General features: G+C 54.3%; 14 protein-coding genes and 1 tRNA gene. 4 read left to right on the top strand and 11 right to left on the bottom strand.

Features of this window, described 5'->3' with window-relative positions; genetic code table 11:
* Nucleotides 1-39: 39 nt before the first annotated feature.
* From BLW59_RS02060 to BLW59_RS02045, 4 genes are all read right to left on the bottom strand, one after another.
* Nucleotides 40-1,350 (bottom strand): DUF445 domain-containing protein, encoded by a 1,311-nt coding sequence (locus tag BLW59_RS02060; RefSeq protein ID WP_074695756.1) that lies wholly within the window; start codon nucleotides 1,348-1,350, stop codon nucleotides 40-42.
* On the bottom strand, nucleotides 1,347-2,582 hold the full coding sequence (locus BLW59_RS02055) for a DUF445 domain-containing protein (protein ID WP_074695754.1): 1,236 nt from the start codon (nucleotides 2,580-2,582) through the stop codon (nucleotides 1,347-1,349). Before BLW59_RS02055 ends, BLW59_RS02060 begins: the two co-directional genes overlap by 4 nt.
* On the bottom strand, nucleotides 2,582-3,457 hold the full coding sequence (gene galU / locus BLW59_RS02050) for a UTP--glucose-1-phosphate uridylyltransferase GalU (RefSeq protein ID WP_074695752.1): 876 nt from the start codon (nucleotides 3,455-3,457) through the stop codon (nucleotides 2,582-2,584). The genes BLW59_RS02055 and galU overlap by 1 nt, the downstream gene beginning before the upstream one ends.
* Nucleotides 3,458-3,585: 128 nt before the next feature.
* Nucleotides 3,586-3,915, bottom strand: a complete 330-nt coding sequence (locus tag BLW59_RS02045; RefSeq protein ID WP_074695750.1) for a hypothetical protein — start codon at nucleotides 3,913-3,915, stop codon at nucleotides 3,586-3,588.
* Nucleotides 3,916-4,082: 167 nt separating this feature from the next.
* Here BLW59_RS02045 and BLW59_RS02040 point away from each other — a divergent pair, with 167 nt between their 5' ends.
* Nucleotides 4,083-4,949, top strand: coding sequence for an AraC family transcriptional regulator (locus tag BLW59_RS02040; protein ID WP_029545353.1), 867 nt, complete (start codon nucleotides 4,083-4,085; stop codon nucleotides 4,947-4,949).
* Between the two features lie 45 nt (nucleotides 4,950-4,994).
* Here BLW59_RS02040 and BLW59_RS02035 read toward each other — a convergent pair whose 3' ends face one another.
* The 5 genes from BLW59_RS02035 to BLW59_RS02015 form a co-directional block, all read right to left on the bottom strand.
* Entirely contained in the window at nucleotides 4,995-6,278 is a 1,284-nt protein-coding gene (locus tag BLW59_RS02035; protein WP_029545354.1) for an SLC13 family permease, read from the bottom strand.
* A 162-nt stretch (nucleotides 6,279-6,440) separates the two neighbouring features.
* Nucleotides 6,441-6,773, bottom strand: a complete 333-nt coding sequence (locus BLW59_RS02030; protein WP_074695926.1) for a hypothetical protein — start codon at nucleotides 6,771-6,773, stop codon at nucleotides 6,441-6,443.
* A gap of 18 nt (nucleotides 6,774-6,791) precedes the next feature.
* Nucleotides 6,792-8,468 (bottom strand): glutamine--tRNA ligase/YqeY domain fusion protein, encoded by a 1,677-nt coding sequence (locus tag BLW59_RS02025; protein ID WP_074695748.1) that lies wholly within the window; start codon nucleotides 8,466-8,468, stop codon nucleotides 6,792-6,794.
* A 19-nt stretch (nucleotides 8,469-8,487) separates the two neighbouring features.
* The gene (locus BLW59_RS02020) at nucleotides 8,488-9,291 is read right to left on the bottom strand and encodes an HD domain-containing protein (RefSeq protein ID WP_074695924.1); all 804 of its coding nucleotides are present in this window, start codon (nucleotides 9,289-9,291) and stop codon (nucleotides 8,488-8,490) included.
* Between the two features lie 72 nt (nucleotides 9,292-9,363).
* Nucleotides 9,364-10,062 (bottom strand): DUF554 domain-containing protein, encoded by a 699-nt coding sequence (locus BLW59_RS02015; protein WP_074695746.1) that lies wholly within the window; start codon nucleotides 10,060-10,062, stop codon nucleotides 9,364-9,366.
* 135 nt (nucleotides 10,063-10,197) lie between these two features.
* On the opposite strand from BLW59_RS02015, the gene BLW59_RS02010 reads away from it, so the two are divergent.
* Nucleotides 10,198-10,273 (top strand) — tRNA-Gln (locus BLW59_RS02010).
* 86 nt (nucleotides 10,274-10,359) lie between these two features.
* Here BLW59_RS02010 and ldhH read toward each other — a convergent pair.
* Complete coding sequence (gene ldhH / locus BLW59_RS02005) at nucleotides 10,360-12,588, bottom strand: L-lactate dehydrogenase (quinone) large subunit LdhH (RefSeq protein ID WP_074695744.1); 2,229 nt, start codon at nucleotides 12,586-12,588, stop codon at nucleotides 10,360-10,362.
* 1 nt (nucleotide 12,589) lies between these two features.
* On the bottom strand, nucleotides 12,590-13,207 hold the full coding sequence (locus BLW59_RS02000) for a LutC/YkgG family protein (protein ID WP_074695742.1): 618 nt from the start codon (nucleotides 13,205-13,207) through the stop codon (nucleotides 12,590-12,592).
* Nucleotides 13,208-13,466: 259 nt separating this feature from the next.
* Between BLW59_RS02000 and BLW59_RS01995 the strand changes: the two genes are divergently transcribed.
* Nucleotides 13,467-14,441 carry a LacI family DNA-binding transcriptional regulator gene (locus BLW59_RS01995; protein ID WP_074695740.1) on the top strand — a complete coding sequence of 325 codons (975 nt, stop codon included), beginning with the start codon at nucleotides 13,467-13,469 and terminating at the stop codon, nucleotides 14,439-14,441.
* 159 nt (nucleotides 14,442-14,600) lie between these two features.
* Nucleotides 14,601-15,989, top strand: a complete 1,389-nt coding sequence (locus BLW59_RS01990; protein WP_074695738.1) for a glycoside hydrolase family 32 protein — start codon at nucleotides 14,601-14,603, stop codon at nucleotides 15,987-15,989.
* The last annotated feature ends 27 nt before the right edge of the window (nucleotides 15,990-16,016 follow it).

Below are 16,016 nucleotides of genomic sequence, written 5' to 3'. Positions count from 1 at the left end.
TATGCGGGCCCCGCCAAAGGGTCCGCATATTTTATTGCTTCAATTCAACTCTATAAATTTCATGATGACAAACATGATAAGCCCAATGCCTGCACCCACAATGGAGCCATTCATGCGAATCCACAAGAGATCAGGCTCCACCTTGTCATATACCAGATGGTTGAGCTGCTTGTCAGTCAGTCCAGACAGCACGGAGGTCACTACCACCCCCACCAGGGTCTGGGCATGAAGGGCAGAGCGCGCTATGAGATCATAGAGGAAATGCCCCACACTGCGCCGCAGTTCTTCATCCTCCTTCAGAAGGTCCAAAATGCGCTGATACTCCTCGCCAATCAGGCCTGCCAAGCGGGACTGAAGCACCGGCAGATGCTCGGCCAGGGGGTCCACCTCCCGTGCCTGATCCTCAGCCAGATGAGCACGCAGATGGGTGAAGGTACGCTGCACCGCCTCCCCCAGGGGCAGGTCTTCCAGCAAGCTGTCCTTCAGATCATGGAGCAACTGATGGAAAGCAGGGTCCAGATTCAGCACCATGGACTTCTCATAGAAAAGGGAGAGCAGGTCTTCCTGCAGCCGGCTTTCCGGCTTGGCCAGTTCCTCAAGGATTGAGAGCAGCTGCTTCTGCATCAGCTCTGCTGCTTCCTCCAGATCCACCAGATTGGTGGCCTCCAGGAAACCAGCTGCCAGCAGGCTCCAAAAGTCCCCCTTGGTGCGTTCCTTCTCGTAATCCTGCAGGTATTTCTCGATGGCCTTCCTGGTCTCCGGCTTCTCTACCTGCAGATAGCCGTAAGCCGCCAGCTTTGCCAGTATTTCATGGTCCCTGCCGCTGCGGGAAAGCCAGCGGCCGAACTCACCAAAGAAATCCTCCGGCTCCACCTTGGCCAGCGTGTCCTTGAACCTCTCAGCAATCACCGCCGCCTGCTCACCACTGCCCTCCCGGACAAGGATATTCCTTGCATAGACCAGCAACCTGTCTGTCATGCGAGCCCTGGTCTCCGGATGATCCAGCCATTCCAGCAGCATGGGCATGAGGTGAAGCCTTTCCAGATGGTGGAAAATCTTCCGCTTGGAGAAGAATTCCTTCTGCACCAGGGTCACAGACGACTGGATGAAAGAATCCCTGCGCCGGGGCAGGATGGCCGTATGATAGGGAAACCCCAGGGGCTTCTCAAAAAGCGCCGTAACTGCAAACCAGTCTGCCAGGCCGCCTACCAGAGCCGCCTCCGCACAGAACAGCATGCCATCTGCCAGGAGGCTGGCGGGATAGGAAAGATGCAGGCACAGGCAGAAGAGGAACACCACCAGCACAAAGAGCAGGGTCTTGTCCGCCTTGTTCCAATTGCTCCAGATCACAGGCCCCACATCCTTTCCGCCAGGGTCACCAGGATATAGAGCCCCATGCCCACCAAAGAGCCCACGATTGCTCCGTTGATGCGTATCATCTGCAGGTCATCCTGCACCCTTGCTTCCACGAACTCCACCAGCTCATCGTCACTGAATTCTGCCAGGCGTTCCCTGATGATGCCGGGAATGAGGTCGTGGTGCTTGGCAAGCTCCGTCTCCAGGAAATCCTTCAGCTTCCTGTCAAAACTCTGCTGCAGCTTTTCCGATTGCACGAAACTGTCCACATTGCTGTCCACGAAAGAGCGGAAGCCAGGCAGCCAGAAGGGATCCTCCCCCTTCACATTGGCTTCCAGCCAGCGTTCCAACAGCGGCTCCAAATCCAGCCTGCCCACCAGGCTGTCCTTCCAATCCTTCAGCAGGTCATGCAGGCTTTCATCCCGGCTGAAATTCATCAGCATGGTTTCAAGGCCCGCCTTGAGGGCCGCATAACTCTGGGTTTGCCCCTGCAGGAGTTCCTGCAGCTGCTTCTGTAGTTTCTCATTGAGGATGGCGAGGATCTTCTCGTCACTGAGGTCCATGAGCTCCAGCACAAAGGCCCTGCCTGCCGAATCTCCCTCATACTCCTTGCGCAGCAGGCTGATATGGGACAGCAATACCTGCTGGAACACCGGTGAGGAAAGCACCTCCTGCCCTATGGTCAGGAGGCTGTGTATGATGCTGCGGGAATTTTTTTCCTCCGCCAGCATCCGCACCAGATCCATCAGCACATTTTCCAAGGCCAGGGACTTCAGCCCATCCTGGATAGAAGGAGCCAGCTCCCTTGCCACCCTGGCAGTATCAAGGGTGTTGATGCCGCGCAGCAGTACCTGGCATGCTACCTCCTGCAAGCGTTGCCGCCCTCCCCGGTACTCAAGGTAATCCACCATGAGGCCAGCCGTATCCTGCTGCCTGAGCACTTTCATGACATTTTCGGTGCTCAGGAGGTCCTCGCTGGCAAACTGCACAATGGCATCCATGATGCGGGGCCGGTTGCGCCGCAAGATATCCGTGCGATAGGCAATACCCAAAGGACGGCGGAAGATGGCCGTCACGGCAAACCAATCTGCCAGACCGCCAATGGTGGCCGCCAGGAAGCCGTGGTGCAGCAGCCCTGCCCCAAAGCCTCCCTGTATGCCCAAAGTCCCCAGGAAGCCTGCCGCACTGAGTCCCAGGGCAAGATTAGCCTTATTTTTCTTCTGCATCAGAGCCTCTGTCCCAACTCCTTCAGATAAGCTTTGAAATCAGCACCCAAATCGTCGCGTCTCAGGGCAAACTCAACCGTAGCTTTCAAGAACCCCAGCTTGTCACCCAAATCGTAGCGCTGGCCCTCGAAATCGTAGGCATAGACAAAATCCTCTTTCGCCTGCACCTTCAGGGCATCAGTAAGCTGGATCTCGCCGCCTTTTCCAGGTTTGGTTTCTTCCAGGATACGGAAGATGGACGGCTTGATGATATAACGCCCCAGTACCGCCATGCGGCTGGGAGCGCTGCCCACATCCGGCTTCTCTACCATGTCCAGGACCTTCAGCAGGCGCGGATTATTACCCTGCTCACCATCAATGATGCCATAAGAAGATACCTTATCCTCAGGCACAGTCTGGCACCCCAGCACAGAACCACCGGTAGTCTCATAAACATCTATCAACTGCTTCAGCGCAGGTTTTTCTGGATTGTAGACCACATCATCACCCAGGAGCACCGCAAAAGGCTCATCACTGACAAACGCCTTGGCACAGAGAATTGCATCTCCCAATCCATTCATGTGGCGCTGACGTATGTAGTGGATATTGATATCTGCTGTCTCCTGCACCTGCTTCAAAAGGTCAAGCTTGCCTTTTTTCTCCAGTTCCCGCTCCAAAGTTGGCGCAGAATCAAAATGATCCTCGATGGAACGCTTGCCATGGCCGCTGACAATGAGAATATCCTCGATGCCACTGGCAATGGCTTCCTCAACTATATACTGGATAGTCGGTTTGTCCACAATGGGAAGCATTTCCTTCGGGGTGGCCTTGGTGGCCGGAAGGAAACGGGTACCATAACCTGCTGCCGGAATGACGGCTTTTCTGATTTTCTGCATAACAATCCCTGCCCATCTGAATTTTTATTATTTATTGTATAACCTCTATTATTTTACACCAAAAAGGGATTCCTCGCCACCTCTTGCAACGGGAATCCCTAAAACACACGTCACGAAAATTGCATCTCTCAGCTGGCAGCCATCAGGCATTCAGCACTATCGTCTGCTTCCTGCATCCTGCCCACAAAAGAGTCCGTCAGATGCAGTTCATAAGAAGGCTTGCCACGAAGCATCTGCAGTTCCCTGGCATCAGGTGCCAGAGAACTGCCGTCCGGCAGGAAGACACAAATGGCGGCGTGTTCATGGCTGCCTGCAAGGATCAGAGCCTTATCGGCGCCCACGCCCTTCTGCTTGTCCATAAGCAGGCACATGGCGCCCGGCCCTGGCATGAAGCCCTTCGTCCCATCCAGAACCAGATAATTCTTGCCCTCTGCCACGAAGCCTTTTACCACCATCATGTCTGTTCACCGGCCTTTCTGCTATCGACTAATAAATCCCTTCCAACTGACTCACATTATATCAGTCATTTTCTTCTATGAAAATCACAAAATCTGCTTTTCATGTTGCAAAAAATGTACTAAAATATATTCAAGAGAGCTTTAACAAGAGCGAAAGGATATGACTTATGCCTGGCTATCAGAAAAAAGGCTACCTGGTCAGCGATTTCCGGGTTTTCCGGCTGAAAGACGCTGCCATGAAGGAAATCCCCTTCCACTACCACGACTTCCACAAGATAATCCTGTTCCTGGACGGCAGGGTGGATTACGTCATAGAAGGCAAGACCTACGCCCTGCAGCCCAGGGACCTTGTCTTCGTATCAGCAGGAGAAATCCACCGCCCCATTATCCATGACGAGGACGAAGGGGCAGTACCCTACGAGCGCATTGTCATCTACATTGCCCCAGACTTTCTGGAACGCTGGCAGGAGGAAGGCAGCAGAGGAGCTGACCTGTCCGCCTGTTTCCAGAAGGCCAGAGAGACAGCCAGTGTCATGCACCAGCCTCCTGGCACCAGCCACGATTTGCTCTATCACATGGACAAACTGGAAAAAACCGCCCACGGTGAGGGCTTCGGTAATGAGCTTTACACGGAAATACTCTTCATTGAGTTCATGATCCTGATAAACCGTTCCCTGATCGAACATGAACTCAGCGCCCTGGAAAATGCTTCCTATGACCCGAAGATACAGGAAGTGCTGACATATATAGGCAGCCATCTGGCTGAGGACCTCAGTGTGGAATCCCTGGCCGCCAAAGCCTATATGAGCAAGTTCTACCTTATGCGCAAGTTCAAGGCAGACACAGGTTACGGCCTGCACCAGTACATACGCAGCAAGCGCCTGCTGATGGCCAGAGACCTTCTCAAGACCGATACGCCCATCACCCAGATTGCCGCAGACGTTGGTTTTATGGATTACTCCACCTTCTCCCGGGCCTTCAAGTCCATGTTTGGCTGCACTCCGAGAGAGTACAGGAACAATCAATTGAACTGAAAAAGCCTTGCCGATTGGCAAGGCTATTTTTATTGACACAAACTCTTAGAGATGCCAGAACCAGATATAGACGTTGGCCATGGCAATGGTCAGCACCATCACCGGCAGGGCGACTTTCATGAAACCGATGAAAGAAATCTGCTTGCCGTGCTGGGCAGCCAGAGAGGCCACCACCACGTTGGCGCTGGCACCAATGAGGGTACCGTTGCCGCCCAGGCAGGCACCCAGGGCCAGGCTCCACCACATGGGCTCCAGATTGGAAAGGCCCATGGCCCCCATGTCCTGAATCAGCGGAATCAGGGTAGCCACGAAGGGAATGTTGTCTATGAAGGCAGAAGCAAAGGCGCTCATCCAGAGAATCAGGATGGCGGTGCCCTCCACACTGCCCTGGGTAACCTTGATGGCCTCAGCAGCCAGCATCTTGATGACGCCAGTCTCCACCAGAGCACCTACCAGCACGAAGAGGCCGGCGAAGAAGAAGATGGCCAGCCACTCCACCTTGGAGAGGACCTTGGCAATCATGTGCTCGTTCTGGGGGAAGGAGATGAGGAGCAGGAAGCCTGCTCCTGCCAGGGCTGCGGTAGCCGTCTCCAGATGCAGGGTGCTATGAAGCACGAACATGGTGAGGGTCAGGGCGATGGCCAGCAGGCACTTCTTGAGCAACGCCGGATTGGCAATCTGGCTCTTGGCGTTAAGGCTCATGACCTTGGCCTGCAGCTCAGGCTCGGTGTGCAGCTGCTTGCGGTAAAGCAGCACCAGCAAAGCCTCTACCACGATGAAGATGACAATGGATACACCTGTCATATTCCAGACGAAATCCATGAAAGACAGGCCCACGGCGCTGCCAATCATGATGTTTGGCGGGTCACCAATCAGGGTGGCTGTACCGCCGATATTGGAAGACAGTATCTGCGCAAACAGGTAAGGCTTCACGTCCACTTTCAGCTGGGACGTGATGCTGAAGGTGATGGGCACCGTCAAGAGTACTGTGGTCACGTTATCCAGCAGGGCTGAGCACACTGCCGTAATGGTGGAAAGAGCAACCAGCAGCGCCACCGGCTCGGCCTTGACCTTCTTGGCAGCCCAGATGGCCAGGAAGTTGAACAGGCCCGTCTCGCTGGTGACATTGACGATGGTCATCATGCCGATGAGCAGTCCCAAAGTGTTGAAGTCGATGTGATGGATAGCGGTCTCCTGGTCAAGGATGCCCAAGAGGATCATCAGCATGGCGCCGAAGATGCCCACGATGGTGCGATGCACTTTCTCTGAAATAATGAGTGCATAAGCTATCAGGAAAATCGTGACAGCTATCATAGTCTGTGTTTCCATAAAAACCCCTTTCTCTCTATGCCTTCCCCTTGAGGGGAAGGTGGCATCCCGGAGGGATGACGAATGAGGTGCCACGTAAATATCATACGTAAGCCTAATAAGAGCAACTCCACCTCATCTGCCCCTACGGGGCACCTTCCCCTCAAGGGGAAGGCTTCTTAATTAAGCTTTCCCCAAGTTAATTTTCGGCTCTAATACGATTTTCTGTCCCTCTTTTTTAACTCTAAAGCCGTAGCTGGTGATGCCCTGCAGGGCCAGCTCCATCTTCAGCTGAGTCAGGGCACGGCCCAGCTCGTCAGTGAGGGCAGGGGTGAAGCCTGCCCGGGAGAGATTCACAGGAGGCGCGGCTTCTGCCTCAGCTTTCTGCTTCTTTACCTGCGCCGCCTCGGCCTTGACGAACTTGGTCTCGACGGTATCTTCCTCCACAAAGTTCTTCAGCATATCCTTGTCGGAAAGATCCCGGGGGATTTTGGCCTTGGGCGGTTTCTTGGTCATTTTGGACATATTATCACCTTAACCTTTCTGGCTGGCCTTGGCCCAACTGTCGCGAAGTCCCACCACACGGTTGAACACCAGATGGTCAGGGGTGGTATCCGGATCAACCACGAAGTAGCCATCACGCAGGAACTGATAGTGAGTGCCAGCTGCCGTGAGCTTCACGCTGGGCTCAATCCAGGCATTCTCTATGACTTCCAGGGAGTTCTTGTTCAATGACTCAAGGAAGTTGTCGGGAATATTTCCATCCTCATCAGTTTCGATAAGATAATCGTACAAACGCACCTCAGCAGGCAGGGCCGTCCTGGCTGCCACCCAGTGAATGGTGCCCTTGATCTTGCGATTGGCGGTAGGACCGCCGGTCTTGGAGTCAAGATCTGCCGTGCAGCGAAGCTCTACCACGCTGCCAGCCTCATCTTTGATGACTTCCTCGCACTTGATGATATAGGCGTGCTTCAGGCGAACTTCCCCGCCGGGCTTCAGACGGAAGAACTTTTTGGGCGCTTCCTCCATGAAGTCCTCCTGCTCGATGTAAATCTCACGGGAGAAGGGCATGAATCGGCTGCCGCCGTGCATGGGATTGTTGTCAGCTATGAGCCACTCTTCCTTATCCTCGGGATAATTGGTGATGGTGACCTTCAGGGGACGCAACACTGCCATGACCCGGTCAGCATTCTCATTCAGGTCATCCCGGACGCAGTGTTCCAGCATGGCTGCATCCACCAGGCTGTTGGCCTTGGCCACGCCGATTTCCTCACAGAAATGGCGCAGGGCGGCAGGCGTGTAGCCACGGCGCCTGAGGCCCGCAATGGTAGGCATGCGGGGGTCATCCCAGCCGGAGACAATCCCCTCCTCCACCAGCTGGCGAAGCTTCCTCTTGCTGGTGACGGTGTTGGTGAGATTCAGGCGGGCAAACTCAATCTGACGGGGACGCTTGCCCTCTTCAAAGCCCAGAGACTCCAGCAGCCAGTCGTAGAAGGGGCGGTGCTCCTCAAATTCCAGGGTGCAGACGGAGTGGGTGATGTTCTCGATGGCATCGGACAGCGGGTGGGCAAAATCGTACATGGGATAGATGCACCACTCATCTCCGGTGCGGTGATGATGGGCATGGGCAATGCGGTAGATAACCGTATCACGCATGACCAGATTCGGAGAAGCCATGTCAATCTTGGCCCTGAGCACATGGCTGCCGTCCTCGAACTCCCCTGCTCTCATGCGGCGGAACAGGTCAAGGTTCTCCTCCACGCTGCGATTACGATAGGGGCTTTCTTTGCCCGGCTCCGTCAGTGTGCCGCGATAGGCCTTGATTTCCTCAGCAGAGAGGTCATCCACATAGGCCAGCCCCTTCTTGATGAGCTCCTCGGCATAGCCGTAGAGCTTCTCGAAGTAGTCGGAAGCATAGAAGCGGCGGTCTCCCCAAGAGAAGCCCAGCCATTTGATATCCTCCTGGATGGAGTCAACGTACTCCGTATCCTCTTTGGTAGGATTGGTATCGTCAAAGCGCAGGTTGCAAAGGCCTTGATTCCGCTCTGCCAGCCCGAAGTTCAGGCAGATGGATTTCACATGGCCTATGTGCAGATACCCGTTAGGCTCCGGTGGGAAGCGGGTGTGAATGCCCTCAGTGTATTTCCCCTGGGAAAGGTCGTCCTCGATGATATTCTGGATAAAATTCGAGGCCAGTGTCGTTTCTGCCATAAATCTTTCTCTCCTTACCTCAATAGATGTCTGCTGCATCCTTGGTCTTGCATTTTTCTTCAATATACTTGTACATGCGGTCAAAGCCCGGCTTCAGTTCCGGCTGCTCCTTAACTGGCAGGTGAGCCACCACCGCATCAACATAACCTTTTTCCACAACTTTTTTCAAGGTCCAGGCAAAGTTGATGTCATACACCCACATGAGGCGCACCAGCACCCTGTCCCCCTGTGTGGTTATGCGGTAATAATCCACCTGATTGCCATCAGCAAAGTCCTTCACGAAACCTTCACTTACCAGATGCTCCCCCGTGTTCTTCACGAACTTGGGCATCATGGCATCTTCATTGTCAAGATACGGCGTAAGCACCCGGTAAATATCCAATTTATCCGCATCCCGCAACAGCCTGGCGAAAAGCAGTTTTCTCTTGCTATCCGTCGGCTCTATGACCTTCTTGTTGTGATTCTTGATGGCAAAGCGCACCAAAGCCTCATCCTCCGGGGCAAGGCGCTTCATCAAATCAAGCTCATCGAGAACCTTCAGGCCCAAATCCGCATGATCCTCGGACTGGGAATCATTGAAGGTCTGATAGAGGCTGTACTGGCGGAACCTGCCCACATCGTGGAAAAGCCCCATAATCTCAGCCAGCTGCACATCATGGGCATTCAGCTCCAGATGCTTTGCCAGTTCCCGGGCGATGGAAGTCACATAGCCCGTATGCGTTTCCTTGATGCGGATGCCCAGCATGACCTCCTCATCATCTGTATGAAAGGTTTTCATATATGCATCCATCCAGCTGTGCATCTCTTTCAGCAGCGGCTGCAAATCTTCTTCTGCCAAAATCAGCCCCCCCTTAAAATTCCTATGAGATAATATTATACTACTTACTCCTAAGACTTACAAGCAACCCCACAGGCTGCCCAACCAAAGGAGCACGGGCACCATGACTAAAGCCGGCAGGTAGTTTATCACCTTGAACTTAGTCAGCTCAAGCATATTAAATCCTATGGCAACTATCAGAAGGCTGCCTGTGCAGGCAGTTTCCTTTATCAATTCCGGTGAAATAAATGGCGCCAGCCACTCTGCAAAGAGCACGATGCCGCCTTGGAATAGCAAGGTGAAGATTGCCGAGCCCATAACTCCCACTCCCATGGCCGCCCCCATGATGGTACCGGAAACAAGATCCAGCAGGGATTTGGTATAGAGCAGGGTGTAATCAGCCGAAAGGCCGGCATTGAGAGAGCCCACTATCACCATGGCCCCCACATTCATGATGAGGCAGGAGGTCACAAAGGCGTTGGCCATCTTAGCCCCCTCCCCCTTACCTGCAAAGCGGGAGGTGATGCGCTCCGTGAAGCGGTTCACATGGCCCTCCCAGTCCAGCCATTCACCTATGAGCACTCCCAGCACACAGGCCACGATCATGAGAAGAATCCTCTCTTCTGCTACTGCCCCCTGTATGCCGATGATCACGGTGCAAAGCCCCAGTGCCTTCATGATGGCTTCGGAAATGTGCTTGGGGATGCCCCGCCTCAACAGGAGGCCCACGGTAGTGCCCAAGATGATAGCTAAGGTGTTGACTATGACTGCAAACATGGCAGGCCTCCTGATGTGTAGCTGGCGCGAATATTTCCTATGATACAGTGCAACATTGTAACATGAAAATTTTTTTTCTGCACTATTGACATAAGGCCCCTTCTCCTGTATAATTTTTAACTGTCGATAAGACATAGGGGTATCGCCAAGTTGGTAAGGCACGGGATTCTGAATCCCGCATGCGTTGGTTCGAGTCCAGCTACCCCTGCCATTGAAATTGCAGCCGCAAGCTTTGCTTGTGGCTTTTTTGTTGCATTGAAAAGCCTCCACCGCTTGCGGTGGAGGCCTAAATAACATTTACATGCTCTCAGCCTGTGAGTGACCTGCTGCAATATTCTCCGCCAGGATATCGGCAATATGCCGCACCCTGATGTCGGGAGCCTGCTGGTCAAGTCCTCCCCTGAGCTGCATGAGGCAGGCGGGGCAGGCTACGGCTACGGTGTCCGCACCGCTGGCCTTGATGTTGTTCACCTTCTCTTTCAGCATAGGCAGGGAAATCTCGCTGTACTTCACGCCGAAGGCACCCGCCATGCCGCAGCACTTGTCGCAGTCCTTCATCTCCACAAAGTCCACTCCCGGGGCAGCCTTCAGAAGTTCACGTGGCTCCTTGTAGACCCCCAGCCCCCTGCGGATATGGCAGGAATCGTGGTAGGTGACCTTCTCCGTACCAGCCGTGGGCATCAGGCGGCCTGCCTGGCGGTAGCATTCAGCCACGAAGCTGGTGAACTCACGCACCTTGGCGCCGAAAGCCTTAGCCCGCTCGCTCCACTCCGGGTCATCTGCGAAAAGCTCCACATAGGTCTTTTCCAGAGTCTCGGCACAGGTTGGGCAGGCACTGACGATGATGTCAGCCCTAGTTTCCTCAAAGGCTTCGATATTCTGCCTGGCGATTATCTTGGCCGTCTCCCTGTCGCCAGTGCCCAGTACAGGCTTGCCGCAACAGCTCTGCTGCTCGGGGTAGATGACCTCGATATTCAGGTCCTGCAAAACCTTCACCACGGATTCGCCGGTGCCGGGGAAGACAAAGTCCATATTGCAGCCGCTGAAGAATGCTGCTCTGAGCACAGGCTGCTCCGGGTTCTCTTTGAACAGTTCCTCCGTCCTGTCACGGAAAGGCCTGGCGGCAATAGCAGGCAGGCTCCTGCCCTTGGTCATGCCGGCAAAGAACAGAGGCAGATGGCGGATGAAGCCGCCGGACTCCACAGGCTTCTGGGCCAAGGCCCCCATGCGCAGCAGGGTGTGGAACACCTTCCTGTGGGTGAGGATATGGCGGAAGGCTGTCTTCTCCGGCAACCCCAGGCCATGCTCTTTCACATAGCGGGAACGCAGCTCATCAATGAGGTCGGGAATAGGCACCTTGCCCGGGCAGATGGTCATGCACTTGCGGCAGCCAATGCAGAGGTCACTAAACTGGGAGAAGGACTCCATATTGTTCAGGAGGCCCGTCAGGATTGCGCCAATGCCGCCTGAGTATATATGACCGTAGACATGCCCCCCTACCAGCGTCCAGATGGGGCACACATTCAGGCAGGAAGCGCAGCGCACACACTGATAGACCTGCTTGAGCTTCGGGTCAGCCGCCGCCCTGAGGCGTCCATTATCCAGGAGAATCACATACTGCTTGCGCTCCTCCTCTACCAGCCGACCATCCTTCTCATAGATGACAGGGGTAGGTCCGTCCACCATGGTCATGTAGCTGGTCATGCGCTGGCAGGTGCCATTGCGGGGCAGGAGCCGCAAAATCTTGGCGGCGTCCCTTACTTTTGGTATCAGCTTCTCATACCCCAGGATTACCACATGGACGCGGGGCATGGTGGTGACCAAACGGGCATTGCCCTCATTGGTCACCAGGCCGATGGCACCGTTTTCTGCAATGCCGAAGTTGGCCCCGGTGATGCCCATGTCAGCTGACAGGAATTCCTCCCGCAGCACCCGACGGGCAGTGTGAATCATGTAGGGAATATCGCTGGGCACATCCTCATGCAGTTCCTCGGAGAAGAACCCGGCGCACTGCTCCCGATTCAGGTGGATAGCGGGCATGACCATGTGGGAGGGCTTCTGGCCTGCCACGGACAGCATCCATTCCCCCAGGTCAGTTTCCCTGACATGCAGACCCTTTTCCTCAAGGGCCTGGTTCAGATGGATTTCCTCAGTAGCCATAGACTTGGACTTCACAATGCGGTGAACCTGCTCCTGCTCACAGATCTTCAGCAGGATTTCCTTCACCTCGTCACCGTCCTTGGCCCGGAAGAAATGACCGCCCCGGGCCTTGATGGAAGCCTCGAACTCGTCTGCCACCTCGTCGATATGGTCTACGGTCCACTCCTTCATGTCCCGCAGGTCATCCCGCAGGCGGTCGATGGACACCACATTGTCGTAAGCCTTGAGCCTGGCGGCAGGATATTCATTCACGAAGCGGGAAAGGGCATCCCGCATGACCCCGTCCTTCAGCTTGACCTTGATTTCCTTGTGAAGATTTCTCTGCTCATGTTCTTCATGCTCGTATCTGAGTTTTCCTGCTGCCATGTCAATGCACCTGCCTTTCCAATCCCTGCTCCACAGCCATGATGATAAAGCGGCTGGGGCCATGCACCCCAAGGGAAAGAACCCTCTCAATATCCGCCGTGCGGCTGGGGCCCGTGATAAAGCCCATATAGCCGGACTTGAAAACCTTCTCTATCACCTCAAAGGCTGTCTCCACATCCCTTACCATATAAGCAGGGTCAAGGAAAACCACATGCACCGGAGGCAGCATGCCCACTACCCGGGATTCGAAGGCGTAAGTATCCACACATACGCTGCCTGTCTCCCCCACGCCAAACTCCGCTACGGAAATACCCAGGTCAGCCTGGGGGGCCTGGCGGGCAATGTCGAATTTATCTGTATAAAGTTCCGTTCTTTTAGCTAACTCATCATACAAATGATCAAGAGCAGGCAGCTCCCCGCCCCCTACTGCCACCACCTTCTTCACAGCCAGGCTCTCAATGAGTTCCTCCAGCTTCCGCCTGGCTTCCAGCATATCAGGCACCCGCCAAAGCTCCGCTGCAGCAGCTTTGGCGTTCACAGAGAAGTCATTCCAGTACTTCCCCGACACCAGCTCATCCGTAAAGGCTTCCTTGGGCCAATCATCGCAGACTTTCAGCATAATGGCACACTCTCCTAACACATTGCTCTATACATCCATCCTTGCTCAAAAATCTAATAAATTCATCCGATGAATTTATTCTAGCAGTATTTTCAGAATATGTCAATTCTTTTCAATAATGATTTTAATAACCGATGGAAATTCCCCTTGCACTTGCCTATAGCAAAAGAATTCTATTATACTAACTAGGGTATGTTGGTTAATTCACTCATTTAATCAACACGCTCTACGAAGAAAAACAGAAAGGTGCCACAAAACTATGGTCAGAATCAAAGATGTTGCCAAGGAAGCAGGGGTAGCCGCCAGCACGGTTTCCCTGGTGATGAATAAGAAGGGCTATGTGTCGGAAGCCACCCGGGCCAAGGTAGAGGCCGCCATGGCCAAGCTCAACTATGTGCCCAGCGAAATGGCCAGAAACCTATCCCTGAACCGCACCAATACCATCGGGGTCATCATGCCCTCCCTCTCCCATCCCTTTTTCGGCGAGGTGGTAGAAGCTCTGGAAGCCGCCCTCTATGCCCGCAGCTACAAGATGATGCTCTGCTGCACCCAACACAAAGAAAATGCAGAGCGCACCTTCGTGGAAATGCTGAAGCGCCGCACTATGGACGGCATCATCATGGGAGCTCACTCCCTGGATGTGGCTCTCTACGATGATATCAGGCAGCCCATCGTGGCCTTTGACCGCTATCTGAATGACCACATCCCCATTGTCCACTGCGACCACCATCAAGGAGGAGAACTGGCTGCCCGCACCCTGCTCAACCATGACTGCCATCTGGTAGTGGAAATCGTAGGTTATCAGGGAGTCAGCACCCCCGCCAACGAATACCACTGGGTGGCGGCAGACAGGCTGCGCCGCCACGGCGTGAAAGTGGAAATGCTGGAAATGCCTTGGAACGCCTTCAGCTATGGGGACTTTATGGCCTCTGCACGGGAACTTTTCCAGAAATACCCCGAAGTAGATGGCATCCTGGGAGCCGATCTCTCCATCTCTGCCTGCCTGAACGTGGCCGCAGAAACAGGACGACGTGTGCCTGAGGATTTGAAGCTGCTGGCTTACGATGGCACTGCCGCCGCTCAGATGGGCAGGCAGCCTCTGACCGCAATTCGCCAGCCCATTGAAGAACTGGCGGAGCTGGCCGTGCAAAAGATCATCCATATGATAAATGAAGAGACAGATGATACCCCCTGGGTAATCCCGCCTGCATTGCTGAAAGGACAAACTTGCTAATTCAGCCGGTTTGTCCTTATTTTATTTAATTTTTTCCGAAATGCTATTGACAAAGGTTTATTGTTCCACTATTATAAACATATCGAACCGATTTGATATTGGCTCGATTTTCTAAAAAGCTTTTGTCGAACCGATTCGACACATCAAGGAGATGGAAAGATGCAAGAAGCAATGAAGGTTACCGACCAGCGCTACCGGCTGGGCTACCACCTGATGACCAAAGGGGGCTGGATGAACGACCCTAACGGTTTTTCCTGGTTCAAGGGCTATTATCACATGTTCTACCAGTACTACCCCTACGCCGCTGAGTGGGGTCCCATGCACTGGGGCCATGCCCGCAGCAAGGATCTGGTTCACTGGGAAACGCTGCCTGTGGCTCTCGCCCCTGATGAGCATGAGGACGGCTGCTTCTCCGGCAGCGCTGTGGTGCACGATGGCAAGCTGTGGCTCATCTACACCGGCCACCACCTCACCAATCCCGATGACAGCGAGGAATTCTACCAGGATCAGAATATCGCCTGGTCTGAAGATGGCATAAACTTCCACAAATACGAAGGCAACCCTGTGCTTCGCGCCCCGGAGGGCAACACCAAGCATTTCCGTGACCCAAAGGTCTGGCAGGAGGGCGACACCTTCTACATGGTGCTGGGTAGCCAGGGCAGTGACGAGTTGGGCCGTGCTCTCCTGTATAAGTCACAGAACCTCAAACAATGGGAGCCTGTATCCGTACTGGACAAGGCCGTGAGCTTGAAGGATGAGGGCTATATGTGGGAATGCCCGGATTTCTTCCATCTGGACGGCAGGGACATCCTGCTCATGTCCCCTCAAGGGCTTGAGCCACAGGGCGACTGCTTCCGCAATCTCAACCAGACAGGCTATCTCCTGGGCCAACAGGACGAGGACGGCAGGCTCCAGAGAAAGGATTTCACGGAAATCGACCGCGGCCACGACTTCTACGCCACCCAGACCCTGCTGGCTCCGGACGGCAGAAGGCTTATGACCGCATGGATGAATGCCTGGGATTCCCCCATGCAGGAAAAAGAGGACGGCTGGGCAGGAGCCCTCACCATCCCCAGGGAACTGCGGGTGGAAAAGGGCAGGCTCTATCAGCAGCCAGTCCGGGAAATGGCCTCTGTGCGCGCAGGTAAACTGCTGGAGGGAAAGCTTGCCGCAGGCAGCAGGACAAAGCTCCCCTCCACCTCCGAAGTGCTGCTCACCTTCCAGGAAGCCTGGAACCATCAAGGAACTCTGCTGAAACTGGGAGATGGCCGACAGGAACTCACCCTCTCCCTTGATGCCAAGGGCAACCGCCTCATACTTTGTCGCAGTACCAAAGACGGAGAGAGGGCCACGCAAATCCTGCCCTTTGAGGAACTCTCCCTGCAGATTTTCGTGGACAGGAGTTCTGCGGAAATCTTTGTCAACGAAGGAGAAATAACCTTTACAGAGCGCATGTACTGGCAGGGTGACCTCAGCCTGGAACTTTGGGATATTCCGGCTGAAAAGGCTGTCATTTACGCTCTGGAAGCTGAAACCAACCGCTACTGATGATATACTGAATGTAGATTCATGAAT

This window comes from Selenomonas sp. KH1T6, assembly GCF_900108415.1.
In the GTDB taxonomy this organism is placed as follows: Bacteria; Bacillota; Negativicutes; order Selenomonadales; family Selenomonadaceae; genus Selenomonas_B; species Selenomonas_B ruminantium_A.
Note: the sequence above shows the minus strand (reverse complement) of the source record. Positions and strands in the feature narration are given on the sequence as shown.